The organism is Haloarcula sp. 1CSR25-25 (assembly GCF_032027985.1).
Taxonomy (GTDB): Archaea; Halobacteriota; Halobacteria; order Halobacteriales; family Haloarculaceae; genus Haloarcula.
Window position 1 is genome coordinate 226,716 of sequence record NZ_JAHYBW010000005.1, and the last position, 14,909, is coordinate 241,624.

Sequence of the window (14,909 nt, forward strand, 5' to 3'; positions counted from 1 at the left end):
TCAGCCGTCGCCGTCCGGACGCATCTCCACGCCGCGTTCCGCCGCCTCCTCGTCCGCCGCGTCCACGCGGTTCGAGATGGTCCGCTGGGGGAACGGAATCGAGATGTCCTCGTCGTCGAAGGCGGCTTTTACGCCTCGGACAACAGCCGAGATGGCGCGCCACTTCCGCGGTGGCGTCGGGTGGTCGATCCAGAACCGCAGTTCCATCACCACGGCGGAGTCACCGAAGTCCTTCGGAACGACGTCCGGCGTCGGCGAATCGACGACGTGTTGGATGTCGGCCATCGCCTCGCGAGCGAGGTCCATCGCCTGCTCCACGTCGGTGTCGTAGTCCACGCCGATGTCGACCGTGAGGCGCAACAGCCCCTTTCTGCTGCGGTTCGTCACCGCACGGTCGCTCACGCGGTCGTTCGGAATGATGACGAACTCGCCGTCGAAGTTCTCCAGGCGCGTGTTGAAGATGGTGATGTCCGTCACGATGCCCTCCTCTTCGCCGACGAGCACCCAGTCCCCGATGGTGAACGGTCGGGAGAACATCAGGACGAAGCCGGCGATAAGCGACCCGAGCGTCTGTCTGGCGGCCAGACCGACGACGATACCGAGGAATCCGGCCCCGACCAGCAGGCCACTGAGGTCGATGCCCCAGACGGCGAAGATCGTCGCGCCGATAGTGACGAAGACGGTGACCTGACCCAGCCGGAGCAGTATCTCCTCCTGGTGTTCCGTGAAGCCGGTGACCGCCTGGCTGAACCGGCCGATCCACCGCTGCATCTGGTCTGAGAAGACGAACGCCAGCATGACGAGCACGACCGTCTGTACTGTCGCCAGTACTGACTGATCACTCCCGTTGAGGTACGGCCCCACCGTTTGAACGACGTCGAGGACCCCCCAGACGATGAGAAACGAGACGACGACCAGCACGACCATCGTGAACTGGGCGATTCTGAGGAACACGCCCCGGATGGTCGTCGGCGTGTAGTCGGCCATGACCTGCAGCCAGTCGCCGGTCCGGTCCGCGGTGGCGGCCCGGAGCCGGGAGAGCGCGGCCGGAACCACGACGACGCTGAGGAGGAGTACGACTACCAGGACGAGCGTTGCGACGAGGCGTCCCTGCGACGCGGCCAGTTGTTCCAGCGAGCGCTGTAACGCGGTAAAGAGTTCGAGAAGCCCCTCACCGGTTTCGTTAGCGGGTGGCGTGGGCGTGGCCGTCCCCTGCACAGCCACCTATCGCCGCCGTAGGAACTTGTGTCTTCGTCTTCGACCGTCCGTTGTCGGAGCCGTCCGACAGCGAGGCGGAAAATAGATCGACCGGTCCCAGCTAGACGCCGCGGCCCTGCAGCTGCTCTTCCTCGTCTAAGTCCGCGTTCGCCTGGCCCTTCATCCCCTTGCCGGGGTTTTTCGCGATTTCCTTGAGCTGTTCGGGGTCGTCGTAGTTGTTGACCGCCGCGACGACGGACTCGCCCATCGCCCGCGGGTTCTCCGCCCCGAAGATGCCCGAGCCGACGAAGATGCCGTCACAGCCGTGTTGCATCATGAGCGCGGCGTCGGCGGGCGTCGCGATGCCGCCGGCCGCGAAGTTGACGACCGGGAGCCGGCCGCGGTCCGCCGTCTCGTGGACGAGCCGCCGGGGCGCGCCGTGTTCGCGGGCCCACTCGTCGCGTTCCTCGTAGGCCATCCCTTCGAGCATACCGATGGAGCGTTGGATGTTCCGCTGGTGCGTGACGGCCTGGTTCACGTCGCCGGTGCCTGCCTCGCCCTTCGTGCGAATCATCGCCGCGCCCTCGTCGATGCGGCGCAGCGCCTCGGCGAGGTTCCGCGCCCCGCAGACGAACGGTGCGGTGAACTCGCGCTTGTCGATGTGGTAGCGGTCGTCGGCCTGGGTCAGCACTTCGGACTCGTCGACCATGTCCGCGCCCGCGGCCTCAAGAATCTGGGCCTCGGCGGTGTGGCCGATGCGGGCCTTGCCCATCACCGGAATCGACACTTCCTCGATGACCTCTTCGAGCTTGCTCGGGTCGGCCATGCGGGCGACGCCGCCCCGCTTGCGGATGTCGGCCGGCACCGACTCCAGGTGCATCACGGCGACTGCGCCGGCGTCCTCGGCGATCCGGGCCTGCTCGCGGTTGACGACGTCCATGATGACGCCGCCTTTCTGCATCTTCGCGAAGCCGCGTTTGACCAGGTCAGTTCCGCGCCGCAGGTCCTCCAGGTCGGTCTCTTCAGTCATTATCTAGCCTTGGTGCTGGATTTACTTAACGCGTGTCCTTCCGAGGGACAGAAGCACCGTCTGGCCCGCTCGCGGGGGGTCGATATCGGGCCAGTGACTCCGGGCGACGGGTCCGAGACCACTACCGTTTTCATCGCGTCTCCCCACTGCATCGACATGGCTACGGACGAGGGTGTCGGCGGGCGCATCGACGCGGCTGTCGCGCGGGTGTTCAGCCGGCGGCTCCCCGACGCCGAGGGGCTGCCGCGGTACGTCGCGCCGCTGCCGCCGTGGCTTGAGAACGTCGGACTCCGACTCGCCTGGCCCATCGCGCTCGTCAATCTGGTCGGCACGCTGTTTGGCTTCTGGTACTACGCTGGCCGCCCACTGAACGCCGCGCCGCCGCTCGTTGAGGGCCAGCTGGGCGCGGCCCCACTGGCCGCCTACCCCCTGATTCCGGACTCGCCCGTCGCGACGATGTTCATCGGGCTCTCGCTGGTGGCCTGGCGGCTCGACTGGAATGCTCAGTGGCTCCACATGCTCGGCTTCTTCGGCTGTATCAAACTGGGCCTGTGGACGCCGTACGTCCAGCTGGTCCTCAACGGGCCCGGCGGGATTCCGCTCTGGCTCTACTGGTTCCTGGTCCTGAGCCACCTGGCGATGGCCGCCGAGGCATTCCTCATCCACCGGTATGCGAGCTTCTCGGTGCCGGCTGTGGCCGTCGCCGTCGGCTGGTACGGCTTCAACGACATCGTGGACTACTTCCTCCCGGTTCTCGACGGGCCACACCACACATGGCTGCGGGCCGAACCGCTGGTCGCCGCCGGTCAGTTCGACCATACGGTGCTGGCTCACGACCTCGCGGCGGGCTGGGCGGTCGTGCTGACGCTCATGGCGACGTTTCTCGCACTGACGACGCGCGTAGAGAAAGTGAAACGGCAGGCGTGACCGGCGCTTCTGTGCCCGAACCCGCCTTTCCAATAGCTGCGCTCAGGTCGTGAATCCGTCTTCGGCCTCGCGTTCGTCGAGGACCCACTCCAGTTCCTCGATGGCGCGAAGGATGGCGACCTCGGCCTCGTCTTCCAGTTCGGTCGACGGCGGGTCGTGTCTGTCGTACTCGTCCTGCAACGCCTCGATCCGGTCCCGAATCGTCTCCTCTGTTCGCATGGTTCGAATGACCGGACCCGCAGGTCTTGATGCTACTGGTCGCGGCGATGGGTGCGGTCCGATGACCCTCGCGGACTCCGGAACAACGGCGTCGTGGTTACCGAACTACGACGACGGCGCTCTCGGTCTCGGTCATCTCGCCCTCGCCGGAGTAGGTCCGGGACTCCTCGACGGCGAACATCTCGTCGCCGAGCGTGACGCCGGCGACGTGGAGTTCGTCGCCGTCTATCTCGTAGTCCCCGTCCTCGATAGCGGCGTCGATAGCGCCGACTTCGCTGCCGAACTCGGGGCCGACCAGCGAGTAATCGAGGTCGATGCCGCTGACCTCGGTCGTGATGTCCGGGGCCTCGTCGTAGGTGTCCAGCTGGGCGACGTGCATCGCCTCGGCGACGGCGTCCTCGAAGCCGGCGATGTGGCCGAACACCTCGACGTGGTCGAGGTCGGCGTTCAGCGGCAGGCCGTTCTCGGTCTTGTACCGCCGGAGCGCGGAGACGACCTCCATCGCCGTCTCGCCCGCTTCGAGGTCGGCGTCGTAGCCGCCCGCGGTCGGCCAGTCCGTCGTGTGAATCGAGTCGTCCTCGTCGTAGACGCGCGCCCACAGCTCCTCGGTGATGTGTGGGAGGAAGGGCGCGAACAGTTGCAGGAAGGTCCGGTGCGCCTGCAGGAGCGTGAACTCGGTCGACACAGCTTCCCCGTCTGAAAGTCGCTGCTTGGCGATTTCGAGGTAGTCGTCACAGAACGTGTTCCAGAAGAAGGACCGGAGTTCGTTCCGGGCCTTCGAGAACTCGTAGTCCTCGAACTTCGCCGTGACCGACTCGACAGTCGCGTCCAGTTCGGCCAGCAGCCACTCGTCGACCGCGGCCAGCTCCTCGGGCTCGTCGGGCCGGGCGGCCGGCGTGAGCTGGTCGACCAGCCGCGAGGCGTTCCAGAGCTTCTGGAGGAGCCGCTCGCCGGCCTCCAGGTCGCCCTCCTTGTACGGGAAGTCGTCGCCGATGGAGGTGCCGGCGGCCCAGTAGCGGGTGGCATCGACCGGGAACTTCTCTAGGACCTCGCTTGGCGGGATGACGTTGCCCTTGGACTTGGACATCGCCTCGCGGTTCTCGTCTAACACCATCCCGTTTATCATCACGTTCTCGAAGGGCACCTCGCCGGTGTGCTCGTAGCACTTGACGACGGTGTGGAACAGCCAGAACGAGATGATGTCGTGGCCCTGCGGGCGCAGGTCGAAGGGGTACAGCTCGGGGTTGTCCCACGTAAACTCCTCGCTTTCACTGTCCCAGTCCCAGCCGGCGTTCACGAGCGGTGTCAGCGACGAGGTCGCCCACGTGTCGAAGACGTCCTCCTCGGGCGTCAGCGAGTCGTGGCCGCAGTGGGGACAGGCCTCGACCGGCGGGTCGTCCGACAGCGGGTCGACCGGCAACTGCTCGCGCTCGGCCATCACGGGCTCGCCGCAGTCGTCGCAGTACCACACCGGAATCGGGATGCCCGAATCGCGCTGGCGGGAGATACACCAGTCCCATTCGAGCCCTTCGATCCAGTGCTCGTAGCGGGTGGCCATCTTCTCGGGGTACCACTCCATCTGGCGGCCGGCCTCGATGTACTCCTCCTTCTTGTCCAGCAGTTCGATGTACCACTGTTCGGTGACGAGGTACTCGACCTCCTCCTCACAGCGCTCGTGGACCTGCACGGTGTGGTCGTGGTCGCGGCTCTCGAGCAGCGACCCCTCCTCGCGCAGGTCCTCGATGATGGCCTCGCGGGCCTCGGTGGTGTGCATCCCCTCGTAGTCGCCAGCGAGGTCGGTCATCGTCGCGGACTCGTCGATGGCGAGCCGCAGCGGCAGGTCGTGGGCCTGGTACCACTCGATGTCGTTCTGGTCGCCGAACGTACAGCACATCACGATACCACTGCCGGTCTCCATGTCGACGCGCTCGTCGGCGATGACGGGGACCTCCTGCTCGAAGATGGGCACCCGCGCGGAGCCACCGACGAGGTGCTGGTTCTCGTCGTCGTCGGGGTGGACGAAGACGGCGACACACGCCGGGAGCAGCTCGGGGCGGGTCGTCGAGATGGTGAACGTCGCGCCGTCGTCGGCAGGTCCCTCGCCCGTCTCGACGATGTCGAAGGCGATGTCGTTGAACAGCGTCGACTTGTCCTTGTCCTCCTGCTCGACCTGCGAGATTGCAGTCTCACAGTCCGGACACCAGATGGTCGGCGCGCGCTGGCGGTACTCCCGACCCTGCTCGTAGAGGTCGAGGAAGGACAGCTGGGAGACCCGCTGGACGTCCGGGGCGATGGTCTTGTAGGTGTTGTCCCAGTCGACGGAGATGGCCAGGGATTGCACGTCCTCGGTGAACTCGTCCTCGTAGTCGGTACACACCGTGCGGCACTTCTCCTGGAACTCCCGCCGGGAGAAGTCCTGGTGTCGGATGCCGAGTTCGCGCTCGGTCAGGCGCTCCGAGGCGATGCCGTTGTCGTCGTAGCCGAAGGGGAAATAGACCGTGTCGTCGGCCATCCGGTGGTAGCGGGCGACGAAGTCCTGCAGTGTGAACTGATAGAGGTGGCCCATGTGGAGGTTCCCCGACACCGTCGGCGGCGGCGTGTCGATGGTGAAGCGGGTGTCGGCGTCCTCGTCGTAGGCGTAGGTCTCGTCGGCGACCCAGCGGTCTTGCCACTCCGGCTCTACCTCGCGGGGGTCGTACTCCCCGTCGAGGGCGTCCTCTGGTTCGTCTGTAGTCGATTCGTCCTGCGGTGGGTCCTGTGTGTCACTCATATTCAAACTGTGGGTGTAACACCCGGGTAGCATCGGACTGCGGCGCGGTTATCAGCGGTGCGTGCGTCGATTTGGAGGGGTGGTGTGGGGCGTGGGGGCCCCTACACCGACGGGCGCGAGAACCAGCGTTCGTGAGAGTCGACGCACCATCTGTTCATTACTCGGCCAACGGCGGGATTAATGACTTCGGTTTTCGGCGGCTGTTCACTGGCGGCCGCTATGCGGTCGCTTCGTCCGAGCCGATGTCCGGCGTCACGAGCGGGAGGTCGATATCGATCGCCTCGTACCAGACTGACGGCCGTTTCGACTGCCCGTCGTCGACGAGTTCTACGAGGTGCAGTTCTTCGAGTTCCTTCAGGTTCCGGTGTACCTGGCTGACGTCCCGGTCTACGAGTCGCGCCGTCTCACGGATGCTTCCGGGGTCGTGCTGGACGATTGCTCGCAGGAGTTCGAGCGATTTCGGCCGCGTCACTCGGTGAACGTCGGCCGGGTCGTGATACACGACCTCGAAGTACGGGTCCGGCTCCTCGTCCCGGTCGAGCGCGGCGAGGGCGTCTTCGATGCGGTCGTCACGTCCCTCGCGGAACCGGATGTGCAGTGTCCTGTCTGTCGTATCGGAGTTATCAGTCGTGGCCATAGTCTATCACCTCGGATTTGAATCGCTGGAAGAGGGGGCCGAAGCCCGTCGAAGTCGATGTCCGTCACCGTCCCGTCAGCATGGTGCTTGTGGTGGTGTGTCGCGTCGGGATGGTCTGGGAAATTGTCGTAGCGAACGATGGTCTCGCCTGCGGCGTTCCCGTACTGCATCGAGTACTTGATGCCCTCCGGATAGCGGTCTGACTCGGGGACGCGGTAGGCGCTGATTTCGGCGTAACGGTCGCCGAAGTCTTTCGTGACTTCGAGGACACGCTGCGCCTCGTCGTCCCCGGGCATGGGTGTTGGTACTCCCTCCAACACAAAAAGTGTTGGTACAGACCACAACAGCCACTCACGGCAGGTCGGGCTCGCGGCGCTCGCGGTCCTCGGCAGAGTGGGCCCGGACCCACAGTTGCCCGATACGGGAGAGCGTCGTCCGGTAGGACTTCCCGTGTTCCTCTTGCTCGATGTACCCCTTCCCGCCGGGGCCGAGCCGGTCGACGTTGTAGATGACCTTCGAGCGGAAGGAGTCGGTGTACTCCTCGCCCATGTCCCGGGCCAGTTGCTGGGCCAGTTCGGAGACGGACTCGAACTCGCCGTGTTCGCCCAGCGTAAAGAGGATGACCTCCTCGAAGGGCTTGACGTTCGAGAAGGAGGCGACCGGGAGTTCGACCACGTGGGAGCCGTCGATCTCCTTCGCGCCGATGGTCGTCCCGCGCTCGTCGAACTCAGAGAGCAGGTCCCGCGCGGTTTCGAGCCGCTCGTCGACGCGTTCGTCGACATCCTCGCCCGTTCGCAGGTCCTCGAGCATATCTATCTGCTTGCGCAGCTCCTCGGCGAGTTCCGTCTCCAGGTACTTCTCGGGGACCGTGTAGTAGGTGTGGATGCGGTCCCGGTCGCCCTCGCGCTCGACCATGATCGAGTGGGCCGCGGTGGCGAAGGCAAACGAGACGGTCCGTGGCATCGCGGAGACGTTGACCCACACCTCGCTGCCCGCGTCGAGTTCAGCGTTGATGAGCTCGAACGCCTGCTCGAAGGCCTCGTCGTAGTCGTACACGTCGGCGACGACGAACCGCTCGGTCTCGGCCCCGAGCAGGTTCTGGTAGTCCTTTTCGAGCTTCTCGGCGAGGTTACGCGAGTACTCGACGTTGGCCTCGCTGCCGACCGCGCCTTCGAGCAGGATGACGCGGTCGACGTCGAGTTGCTCGCGCACCAGCGGCGCGATGAGCCGGTCGTAGTCGAAGCCGACCGGCACGATGTGGGTCTGCATACCTGAGGGCTGGGGCGGCGATTATAAAAAGAACCAGACTCGCGCCCCGCGGCGACGTTACTCGCAGCTCTCGTGAACGATAGCGCCCTGGTCGTTCGGCCCGCGGCGCTCCCCGGGCACGATGGGGTCCTCACAGACGGCGCAGGTCAGCTTGCCGTTGGTGTGGACCGTCGAGGCTTCGGTGTCCTCGGACGAGGTGAAATCAACGCTCACGTCCGTCGACTCGTCGGCCGCCGGCTCGTCGTCCGTGTCGCTCGGCGCGAACACGTCGTCGTCATCGGCTGTCGTGTCGACGTCGAACGTGTCGTTGAAGCCACAGTAGCCCGTCGAGGCGTTGAATCCCAGGCCCAGCGCGCCGATACCGGCGAGGAGCCCGCGCTTGCGCTTCCCGCTTCGGAGCCATCGGACTGAGACGATTGTCAGGACGACTGCCAGCACCGCTCGGATCAGGCGGTCGCGACCGCCGACGTTTTGATCGGAGTCCATATCGGTACATTGGCCCGGACGCTTTTGTAGGTTTACATGTCCGGCGGCGGCCACCGTCCGGTGGTTGCCGCGTCGAGGTCAGTGCGAAGACCGAACGCCGTTCAGTCGCTGTCGATGCCGGAGACTGAGTAGGCGGTGCGGTTCTCGGTCGCAGCGGGGGCGGTCACCAGCGAGACGGCGACCGTCAGCACGAGGCCGACCAGGATGCCCACGACGCCGGGCGTCCAGCCCATGTACGTCGCCGGGAGAGCGACGTCGAGGCCGAGCAGTCCCCCAATCGTCGCAACGACCGGGAAGACGTGCAGGCCGTAGAACACCTGGCTCCCCACCACGCCGGCGTACATCCCCGAGCGAGTCGTTCGCTGCCAATAGAGCGCGAGCGCGACGGGGACGGTCAACTGGGCGAAGCCGCTGAAGGCGGTGTCGCCGATCTGGACCAGCGTCCCCGGCGTGTAGAGGCTCGAGACGAACGAGAGCGTCGCGAAGACGACGACGCCGACCCGGGCCAGCAGCGCCTCCCGGCGGTCGGTCGCCTCGTCACTGGCGTCGTCGCGCCCGGTCAGGGGCCGGTAGAGGTCGCGAGTCAGATATGACGACCCCGAAAGCAGCATGGAGTCGCTGGAGGACATCATCGCCGCCATCGCCCCGGCGATGACCAGCGCGGCGAACCACGTCGGCGTGTACGCACCGAGCACCGCCGGGATGACGTTCCCGCCCTCGGGCACGGTCACGCCGAGGCCGGCCGCCCACGCACCCAGCATGAACGCCGGGACGAACAGGAGCACGACCAGCACTGGCCACAGCGCGAACGTGCGCTTGAGCACTTTCTTCGACCCGGCGGCGAAGAAGCGCTGGTTTATTTGCGGGAACATCGTCACCCCGAAGGCGATGCTCACCGCCGTCGAGATGATGTACTGCGGCGTGTAGAGCCCGCCGCCCAGACCGAGGAACGCGGGCTGGTCCACCGCCAGCGCTGCGGTGGCCTCGCCGGCGCCGCCGACGGCCGAGAGGACCCACGCGACCGCGACCCAGATTATCGAGAGCATGAACAGCCCCTGAATCGTGTCGGTCCAGGCGACGCCGCGCATGCCCGAGAGCGCGACGTAGAGGACCATGAACAGCGTGATACCGCCCGCGCCGACCCAGAACGGGACCGCGCCGTCGGTGAGTCCGACGATGGCCTGGCCCGCGCCCTTCTGCTGGAGCATCACGTACGGGAACAGCCAGAAGAGGCTGACGGCGGCGACCACGACCCTGAGAGCGGTCGAGCCAAAGCGGTCGCCGAGCATCTCGCCCAGCGTCACGTAGCCGTGGCGCTTGCCGACCAGCCACTGCTTGTACCCCAGCACGTACCAGAGGACGGCGAAGATGATGCCGTCCATCAGCCCCATCACGAGAATCCACTCTGGGCCGGCGCTGAACGCGAGGTTCGGGCCGCCGAAGAAGGTAAAGGCCGACAGCAGCGTCGCGAAGGTAGTAAACAGCAGGACGACCGTCCCGAGCGTCCGGCTCGCGAGGTAGTAGTCCTCGGCGGTCCGGTCGGTCAGCCGGTACGCGACCACCCCGACCGCGAGCGCGACGACCATGTACGCGCCGACGATGCCCAGCTGGAGCGCGGTGTCGGCCACGCTACCGCACCTCCTCGACGCCGAGGCCCCAGTCGGTGCGCGCGAAGACCGCGAAGACGACGCTCGCCAGCGCCATCCACCCAACGTGCCACCACAGCCACACGGGCAGTCCGGCCGCGATTGTACTGGTGTCCCAGAGGAACCACGGCACTGCCAGCGCCATCAACACGAGCGCGACGACTGCCCACCCGGCAGCTCTGACGGTACTCATATTACAACAGGCTAGCCGCCGGCGGTACTAATGGGTAACGAATCTTCACCAGCTCGCCTTGAAGAACTATCTTCTTCAATACACCCGGGTCCCGGGCTCGACATCCCGCTCAGGTGTCAGGTGGACGACGCCGTCCTCGCTGTCGACGCCGGTAATCAGACACTCGCTCTCGAAGCCGGCGATGGAGACTGTCCTGAGGTTGACGACGGCGACGACCTGCGAGCCCAGCAGGTCTGCCGGCTCGTACACGTCGGTCAGTCCCGCGGCGGACTGGCGCCGCTCGTCGCCGAACTCCACGTCGAGCTTGTATACGTCCTTGCGTGCTTCGGGGAACGGTTCGACGTCGACGATTTCGCCGATACGCATCTCCACGTCCTCGAGGAACCGCGCGGGGTCGATCTCGGTCTCGGTGAATCCCATGCCCCCCGGTAGTCCGTCCAGTTATTTTACGACAGCGTTCCCAGCAACGGTATGCACACAGCGATACAGCTCTGGACGCTCCGGGAGCTCAGGGAACCGCTGTCGGACGTTCTCGACCGCATCACGGCCGCCGGCTACGACGGCGTGGAGTTCGCCGGTATCGGTGACCCGGGTGCGTCCCGGCGCGCGCTCGACGAGGCGGGGCTCGGTATCGCCGGCGTCCACGTCCAGATAGAAGAGCTGCAGTCCGACCCTCGCACCGTCGGCAACCAGGTCCGGACGCTCGGCGCGCCGTATATCGTTCTCCCGTATCTCGACGACGACCACTTCGCAAGCGAGAGCGCTGTCGAGTCGACTGCGACGCTACTCGCGATGCTCGAGGAGGACTTCGACAGACCGGTGTTGTACCACAACCACGACCACGAGTTCGTCCCGCTCGGCGACGGCACCGCCTTCGACGCGCTCGTGGACCGGACGACGATCGGCTTCGAGTTCGACGCCGGGTGGGCCCACGCGGCGGGGCAGGACCCCGTCGCACTGATCCGCCGACTCGACGGGCGCGTCCCCGTCGTCCACCTCAAAGACGTGACGGCCGACGGGGAGCCGACGGCCCTCGGCGAGGGCGTCGTCCCGCTCCGGGCCGTGGTCGACGCGGCCCGTGAAGCCGGGACCGACTGGCTCGTCTTCGAACACGACAACCCCGAGGACCCGGTCGACGCCATCCAGGCCGGTATCGACGGCATGCGCCCGCTGCTTTAGTGCGTAGCCGGATTGGTCCGGCAGTGGGACTCCACGGCGGCAGTGTCGGCTCGCCGCTCAACTGAAGACGGGTCGGCTCACAGTCCAACTGAGACAGTGTCGGCTCGCAGGTCAATCGAGCTATAGTTTGTTCAGCATCGAATCGCGTGCGCAAGGTTATTCCGCTGTACTACCCAACATCAGTATAGTGACAGCAGTCCGTCGGAACACCGATTGACGGGCTGGAAAACAGGACAATCATGCAAGATACGGCGAAATATCTGATACATGCCGACATCACGGCGGCGGGGGTCGTCGAGCGTAGCGACGTCGTCGGCGCGGTGTTCGGCCAGACGGAAGGGCTGCTCGGCGACGAACTGGACCTGCGGGACCTGCAGGACTCGAAGAAGGTCGGCCGCATCGACGTGGAGATACGCTCCGAAAGCGGCCAGTCCTTCGGCGAAATCACCGTCGCGAGCGGCCTCGACAGGGTCGAGACAGCGATTCTCGCCGCGGCACTGGAGACCATCGAACAGGTGGGGCCGTGTCGCGCCGAGATCGAGGTCTCCGAAATCGAGGACGTACGAAGCGCCAAACGCCGCGAAGTCGTCGAGCGCGCGACGGAACTGTTGAACGACTTCGAGGAGAAGTCCATCCAGACCGCGGACATCGTCGAGACGGTCAGACAGCAGGTCCGGGTCGCCGACGTGACCGACTACGAGGGACTCCCGGCCGGCCCGCGGGTGGCCGACTCCGACGCGATCGTCGTCGTCGAGGGCCGTTCGGACGTGATGCAACTGCTGAAATACGGCATCAAGAACGCCGTGGCAGTCGAGGGGACGGACGTCCCCGACGCCATCGCGGACCTGACGGCCGGCCGGACAGTGACCTCGTTCCTCGACGGCGACCGCGGCGGGGACCTCATTCTGAAGGAACTCGCGCAGGTCGGCGACGTGGACTACGTCGCCGTCACGCCCAGCGGCAAGTCCGTCGAGGACCTCTCGCGCAGCGAGGTGATGTCGGCGCTGCGGGACAAGGTCCCCTACGAGACGGTTGCAAGCGCCAAGAGCCTCGACAGCATCCGCGAGGAGATGGGTCGTCCCGGCGAATCGACGACCGCCGACGGCGGTGCCGTGGCGGCCGCGGTGTCGGAGGACACCACCGACAGCCAGCCCGCATCCAGTACGCAGACCGAGACAACCGATGGGGCGGCGAACGTGACGGATGACTCGAACGCGGCCGCTGTGGTGGACGCCGCGACGGACGAGGACGCGACCGGGGGCGGCGACGAACCGGCCATTCCCTCGCTCTCGGACCACATCGAAGCCGTTATTCAGAACCACAGCGGGACGGCACGGCTGGTCGACGAGGACGCGACGCTGCTCGCGGAGGGCGACGCCGCCGACGTCGTCTCGCTGCTGGAATCGGCCGCGGACGTCCCCCGGACCGTCGTCATCGACGGCGACTGCACGCAGAAGCTCCTCGACGTCGCCGCCCAGCGCGGCGTCGGGGTCGTCGTCGCCGCCGGCCACGGCGAGTACGTCAAACAGCCGACGGCCGTCCAGGTCCGCATCGAGGGCTAGAGGTCCCGAACGAGCAACACGCCGTCGCCGTCGTCGTAGTGGTCGGGCAGTTCGTCGGCGACCGAGAACCCGAACCCGTCGTAGAAGGAGCGGACCCGCTGGTCGTTCGCGCGGGCGGTGAGTCTGACAGTTTCGAACCCGCCAGTCCGGAGTCTGTCGAGTACCCCGTCCATCAGTGCCGTCCCGAGACCCTGTCCCTGCCTCTCGGGCGCGATAGCGAACTCCGCCAGGTACGCGACCGGGTGGTCCGGCACCACCAGCGCGTAGCCGACCGGCTCGCCGATGTCGAGGACCAGCACGAGCGGCGGGCCGTCGATTCCGACGCCGAGCAGTTCCGGCCACGGCTCGTCGAGCGCGTTCGTCTGGATGGCCCGGAGCCGGGCCTCGTCTTCGGGACGGGCTTCGCGAATCATAGAAGGCCGACGGCGAGGACGAGGCCGGCACCGGCCAGCGCGGCCGCCAGGGTCGCGAGCATGTTGACGCCCTGGTTGCCGACGACCGAGCCCTCGACGGTCGCGCCAAGCAGGCTGTCGACGGTCATGCCGACCAGCCCACACAGGAGGATGACGCCGCTGCCGACCGTGCTGATATCCTGTGTGAGCGCGGCGATGCCGGCGATGATGCCTGCGCCGACGGCCCCGGCGGCCACGCCCTGCCAGGTGACACCCCCGTCGGTACCCGGCTCGACGGGTCTGAGTGTCGTGATGAGCCGCGGGTTGTCGTAGAGCCCGCCGAACTCACTGGAGAACGTGTCGGTGATCGCGGCGGCGACGGCCCCGGCGAAGGCATAGAAGAACAACAGCGGGTCGACGGCGATGTGGCTCGGGCTCGCCGCCGCGGCGACGACGGCAAATAGCGCGACGATGGAGTTTGCGAGCACGTTCCCGCTCCCGCGTGCGCCCTCGTTCTCCTCGGCGATGCCGCGCTCCAGTTTCTCCTCGTAGCGGTACTTGGTCGAGAGGCCCCCGAGCGCAAAAAAGGAGATCAGCATGGCGAACCAGCCGAAGCCGCCGAGCACGATGGTCAAAAAAGAGAGGAGGACGCCGGTGAGCATCCCCGGAAGCGACGCGGTGTCGAGCGCGTAGGAGAGATAGCCAAGCAGTACTGTCACGGCGAGTGCGATGACGACGCGCTGTCCTGCCACCGACGGGTCGAGTTCGAAGAACAGCCACAGCAGGAGGCCCACGGTGAGCATCACCAGTGGGTCGTCCCGCTCGAACAGTACCGAGCGAAGCAGGGCGGCGACGAACGCGCCGCTGGCGGCGAGAAACAGCACGAGCGGGAGGTCGACAGCGGCCGCTCCCTCGCCGACGGCGGCCTGAATTCGCGTCCCGAGCACCTGCCCCGCGACGCCGGCGACGAAGCCGACGAACACGAAGCCCGCGGTTGCGACCACCTCGTCGGAGCGAACGGTGTAGGCGAGCCGCTGGCCGAGGTTCCCGTAGGCGACGATGACGACGACGCCGACGAACACCGGAACCGGTAAGCTGAACCGGACGGCCAGCAGTGCGAGTCCGGCGGCGGCAAGCGAGAAGGCTGCCAGCCCGTAGAGTTTCCCGTCCTCGTAGTCACCGGGGCGCGCGAACAGGTCGAACAGTCGCGAGTTCTGGTCGATGACCGTCACGCCGAGCGCGGCGACGAGCACGAAGGGCGCGATAGCGGCGACGGTCGCGAGTTCGAGCGAGCGAAAGCCCGTTGCGGCCGGGACGACGACTGCGAGAGTCCCCACCGCGGCGAACGCGCCTGCCCGACGGACGGTGCCAGTCACGTCCCACCGGTATCCCCGAGAGGCAC

16 protein-coding genes are annotated in these 14,909 nt (G+C 66.5%); 3 read left to right on the plus strand and 13 right to left on the minus strand.

Annotation, left to right across the window (positions count from 1 at the left end; all coding sequences use genetic code 11):
* Together KZ498_RS15655 and pdxS are read right to left on the minus strand one after the other, a co-directional pair.
* Nucleotides 1-1,224, minus strand: a complete 1,224-nt coding sequence (locus KZ498_RS15655) for a mechanosensitive ion channel family protein (RefSeq protein ID WP_312619981.1) — start codon at nt 1,222-1,224, stop codon at nt 1-3.
* Nucleotides 1,225-1,318: 94 nt separating this feature from the next.
* The gene (gene pdxS, locus KZ498_RS15660) at nt 1,319-2,227 is read right to left on the minus strand and encodes a pyridoxal 5'-phosphate synthase lyase subunit PdxS (RefSeq protein WP_312619982.1); all 909 of its coding nucleotides are present in this window, start codon (nt 2,225-2,227) and stop codon (nt 1,319-1,321) included.
* A gap of 156 nt (nt 2,228-2,383) precedes the next feature.
* Between pdxS and KZ498_RS15665 the strand changes: the two genes are divergently transcribed.
* Nucleotides 2,384-3,154 carry a DUF1405 domain-containing protein gene (locus tag KZ498_RS15665; RefSeq protein WP_312619984.1) on the plus strand — a complete coding sequence of 257 codons (771 nt, stop codon included), beginning with the start codon at nt 2,384-2,386 and terminating at the stop codon, nt 3,152-3,154.
* A gap of 42 nt (nt 3,155-3,196) precedes the next feature.
* Here the strand turns inward: KZ498_RS15665 and KZ498_RS15670 are convergent, their stop codons facing one another.
* The 9 genes from KZ498_RS15670 to KZ498_RS15710 all read right to left on the minus strand — a co-directional run bounded on the left by KZ498_RS15670 (nt 3,197) and on the right by KZ498_RS15710 (nt 10,794).
* A complete protein-coding gene (locus tag KZ498_RS15670) occupies nt 3,197-3,373 on the minus strand; it encodes a hypothetical protein (protein WP_008312626.1) in 177 nt (58 codons plus the stop codon).
* 97 nt (nt 3,374-3,470) lie between these two features.
* On the minus strand, nt 3,471-6,143 hold the full coding sequence (locus KZ498_RS15675; protein ID WP_312619987.1) for a valine--tRNA ligase: 2,673 nt from the start codon (nt 6,141-6,143) through the stop codon (nt 3,471-3,473).
* Nucleotides 6,144-6,360: 217 nt separating this feature from the next.
* Nucleotides 6,361-6,705, minus strand: a complete 345-nt coding sequence (locus tag KZ498_RS15680) for a transcriptional regulator (protein ID WP_312620157.1) — start codon at nt 6,703-6,705, stop codon at nt 6,361-6,363.
* Complete coding sequence (locus KZ498_RS15685; RefSeq protein ID WP_312619988.1) at nt 6,612-7,076, minus strand: DUF6516 family protein; 465 nt, start codon at nt 7,074-7,076, stop codon at nt 6,612-6,614. The genes KZ498_RS15680 and KZ498_RS15685 overlap by 94 nt, the downstream gene beginning before the upstream one ends.
* 55 nt (nt 7,077-7,131) lie before the next feature.
* Nucleotides 7,132-8,049 (minus strand): DUF6293 family protein, encoded by a 918-nt coding sequence (locus tag KZ498_RS15690; RefSeq protein ID WP_312619989.1) that lies wholly within the window; start codon nt 8,047-8,049, stop codon nt 7,132-7,134.
* A gap of 57 nt (nt 8,050-8,106) precedes the next feature.
* Nucleotides 8,107-8,535, minus strand: coding sequence for a DUF2892 domain-containing protein (locus KZ498_RS15695; RefSeq protein WP_312619990.1), 429 nt, complete (start codon nt 8,533-8,535; stop codon nt 8,107-8,109).
* Nucleotides 8,536-8,636: 101 nt separating this feature from the next.
* Complete coding sequence (locus KZ498_RS15700; RefSeq protein ID WP_312619992.1) at nt 8,637-10,163, minus strand: sodium:solute symporter family protein; 1,527 nt, start codon at nt 10,161-10,163, stop codon at nt 8,637-8,639.
* A gap of 1 nt (nt 10,164) precedes the next feature.
* Complete coding sequence (locus tag KZ498_RS15705; RefSeq protein ID WP_312619994.1) at nt 10,165-10,374, minus strand: DUF3311 domain-containing protein; 210 nt, start codon at nt 10,372-10,374, stop codon at nt 10,165-10,167.
* 75 nt (nt 10,375-10,449) lie between these two features.
* A complete protein-coding gene (locus tag KZ498_RS15710) occupies nt 10,450-10,794 on the minus strand; it encodes a tRNA-binding protein (RefSeq protein WP_312619996.1) in 345 nt (114 codons plus the stop codon).
* Between the two features lie 51 nt (nt 10,795-10,845).
* Between KZ498_RS15710 and KZ498_RS15715 the strand changes: the two genes are divergently transcribed.
* Together KZ498_RS15715 and dnaG are read left to right on the plus strand one after the other, a co-directional pair.
* Nucleotides 10,846-11,553, plus strand: coding sequence for a sugar phosphate isomerase/epimerase (locus KZ498_RS15715; protein ID WP_312619997.1), 708 nt, complete (start codon nt 10,846-10,848; stop codon nt 11,551-11,553).
* A gap of 239 nt (nt 11,554-11,792) precedes the next feature.
* The gene (gene dnaG, locus KZ498_RS15720; protein WP_312619999.1) at nt 11,793-13,115 is read left to right on the plus strand and encodes a DNA primase DnaG; all 1,323 of its coding nucleotides are present in this window, start codon (nt 11,793-11,795) and stop codon (nt 13,113-13,115) included.
* On the opposite strand, the gene KZ498_RS15725 is transcribed toward dnaG, so the two are convergent.
* Both KZ498_RS15725 and KZ498_RS15730 read right to left on the minus strand, forming a co-directional pair.
* Nucleotides 13,112-13,528: an N-acetyltransferase gene (locus KZ498_RS15725; RefSeq protein WP_312620000.1), complete on the minus strand. Its 417-nt coding sequence runs from the start codon at nt 13,526-13,528 to the stop codon at nt 13,112-13,114. The two genes, dnaG and KZ498_RS15725, sit on opposite strands and share 4 nt — an antisense overlap.
* Nucleotides 13,525-14,883, minus strand: a complete 1,359-nt coding sequence (locus tag KZ498_RS15730) for a DUF92 domain-containing protein (protein WP_312620001.1) — start codon at nt 14,881-14,883, stop codon at nt 13,525-13,527. The genes KZ498_RS15725 and KZ498_RS15730 overlap by 4 nt, the downstream gene beginning before the upstream one ends.
* Nucleotides 14,884-14,909: the final 26 nt, after the last annotated feature.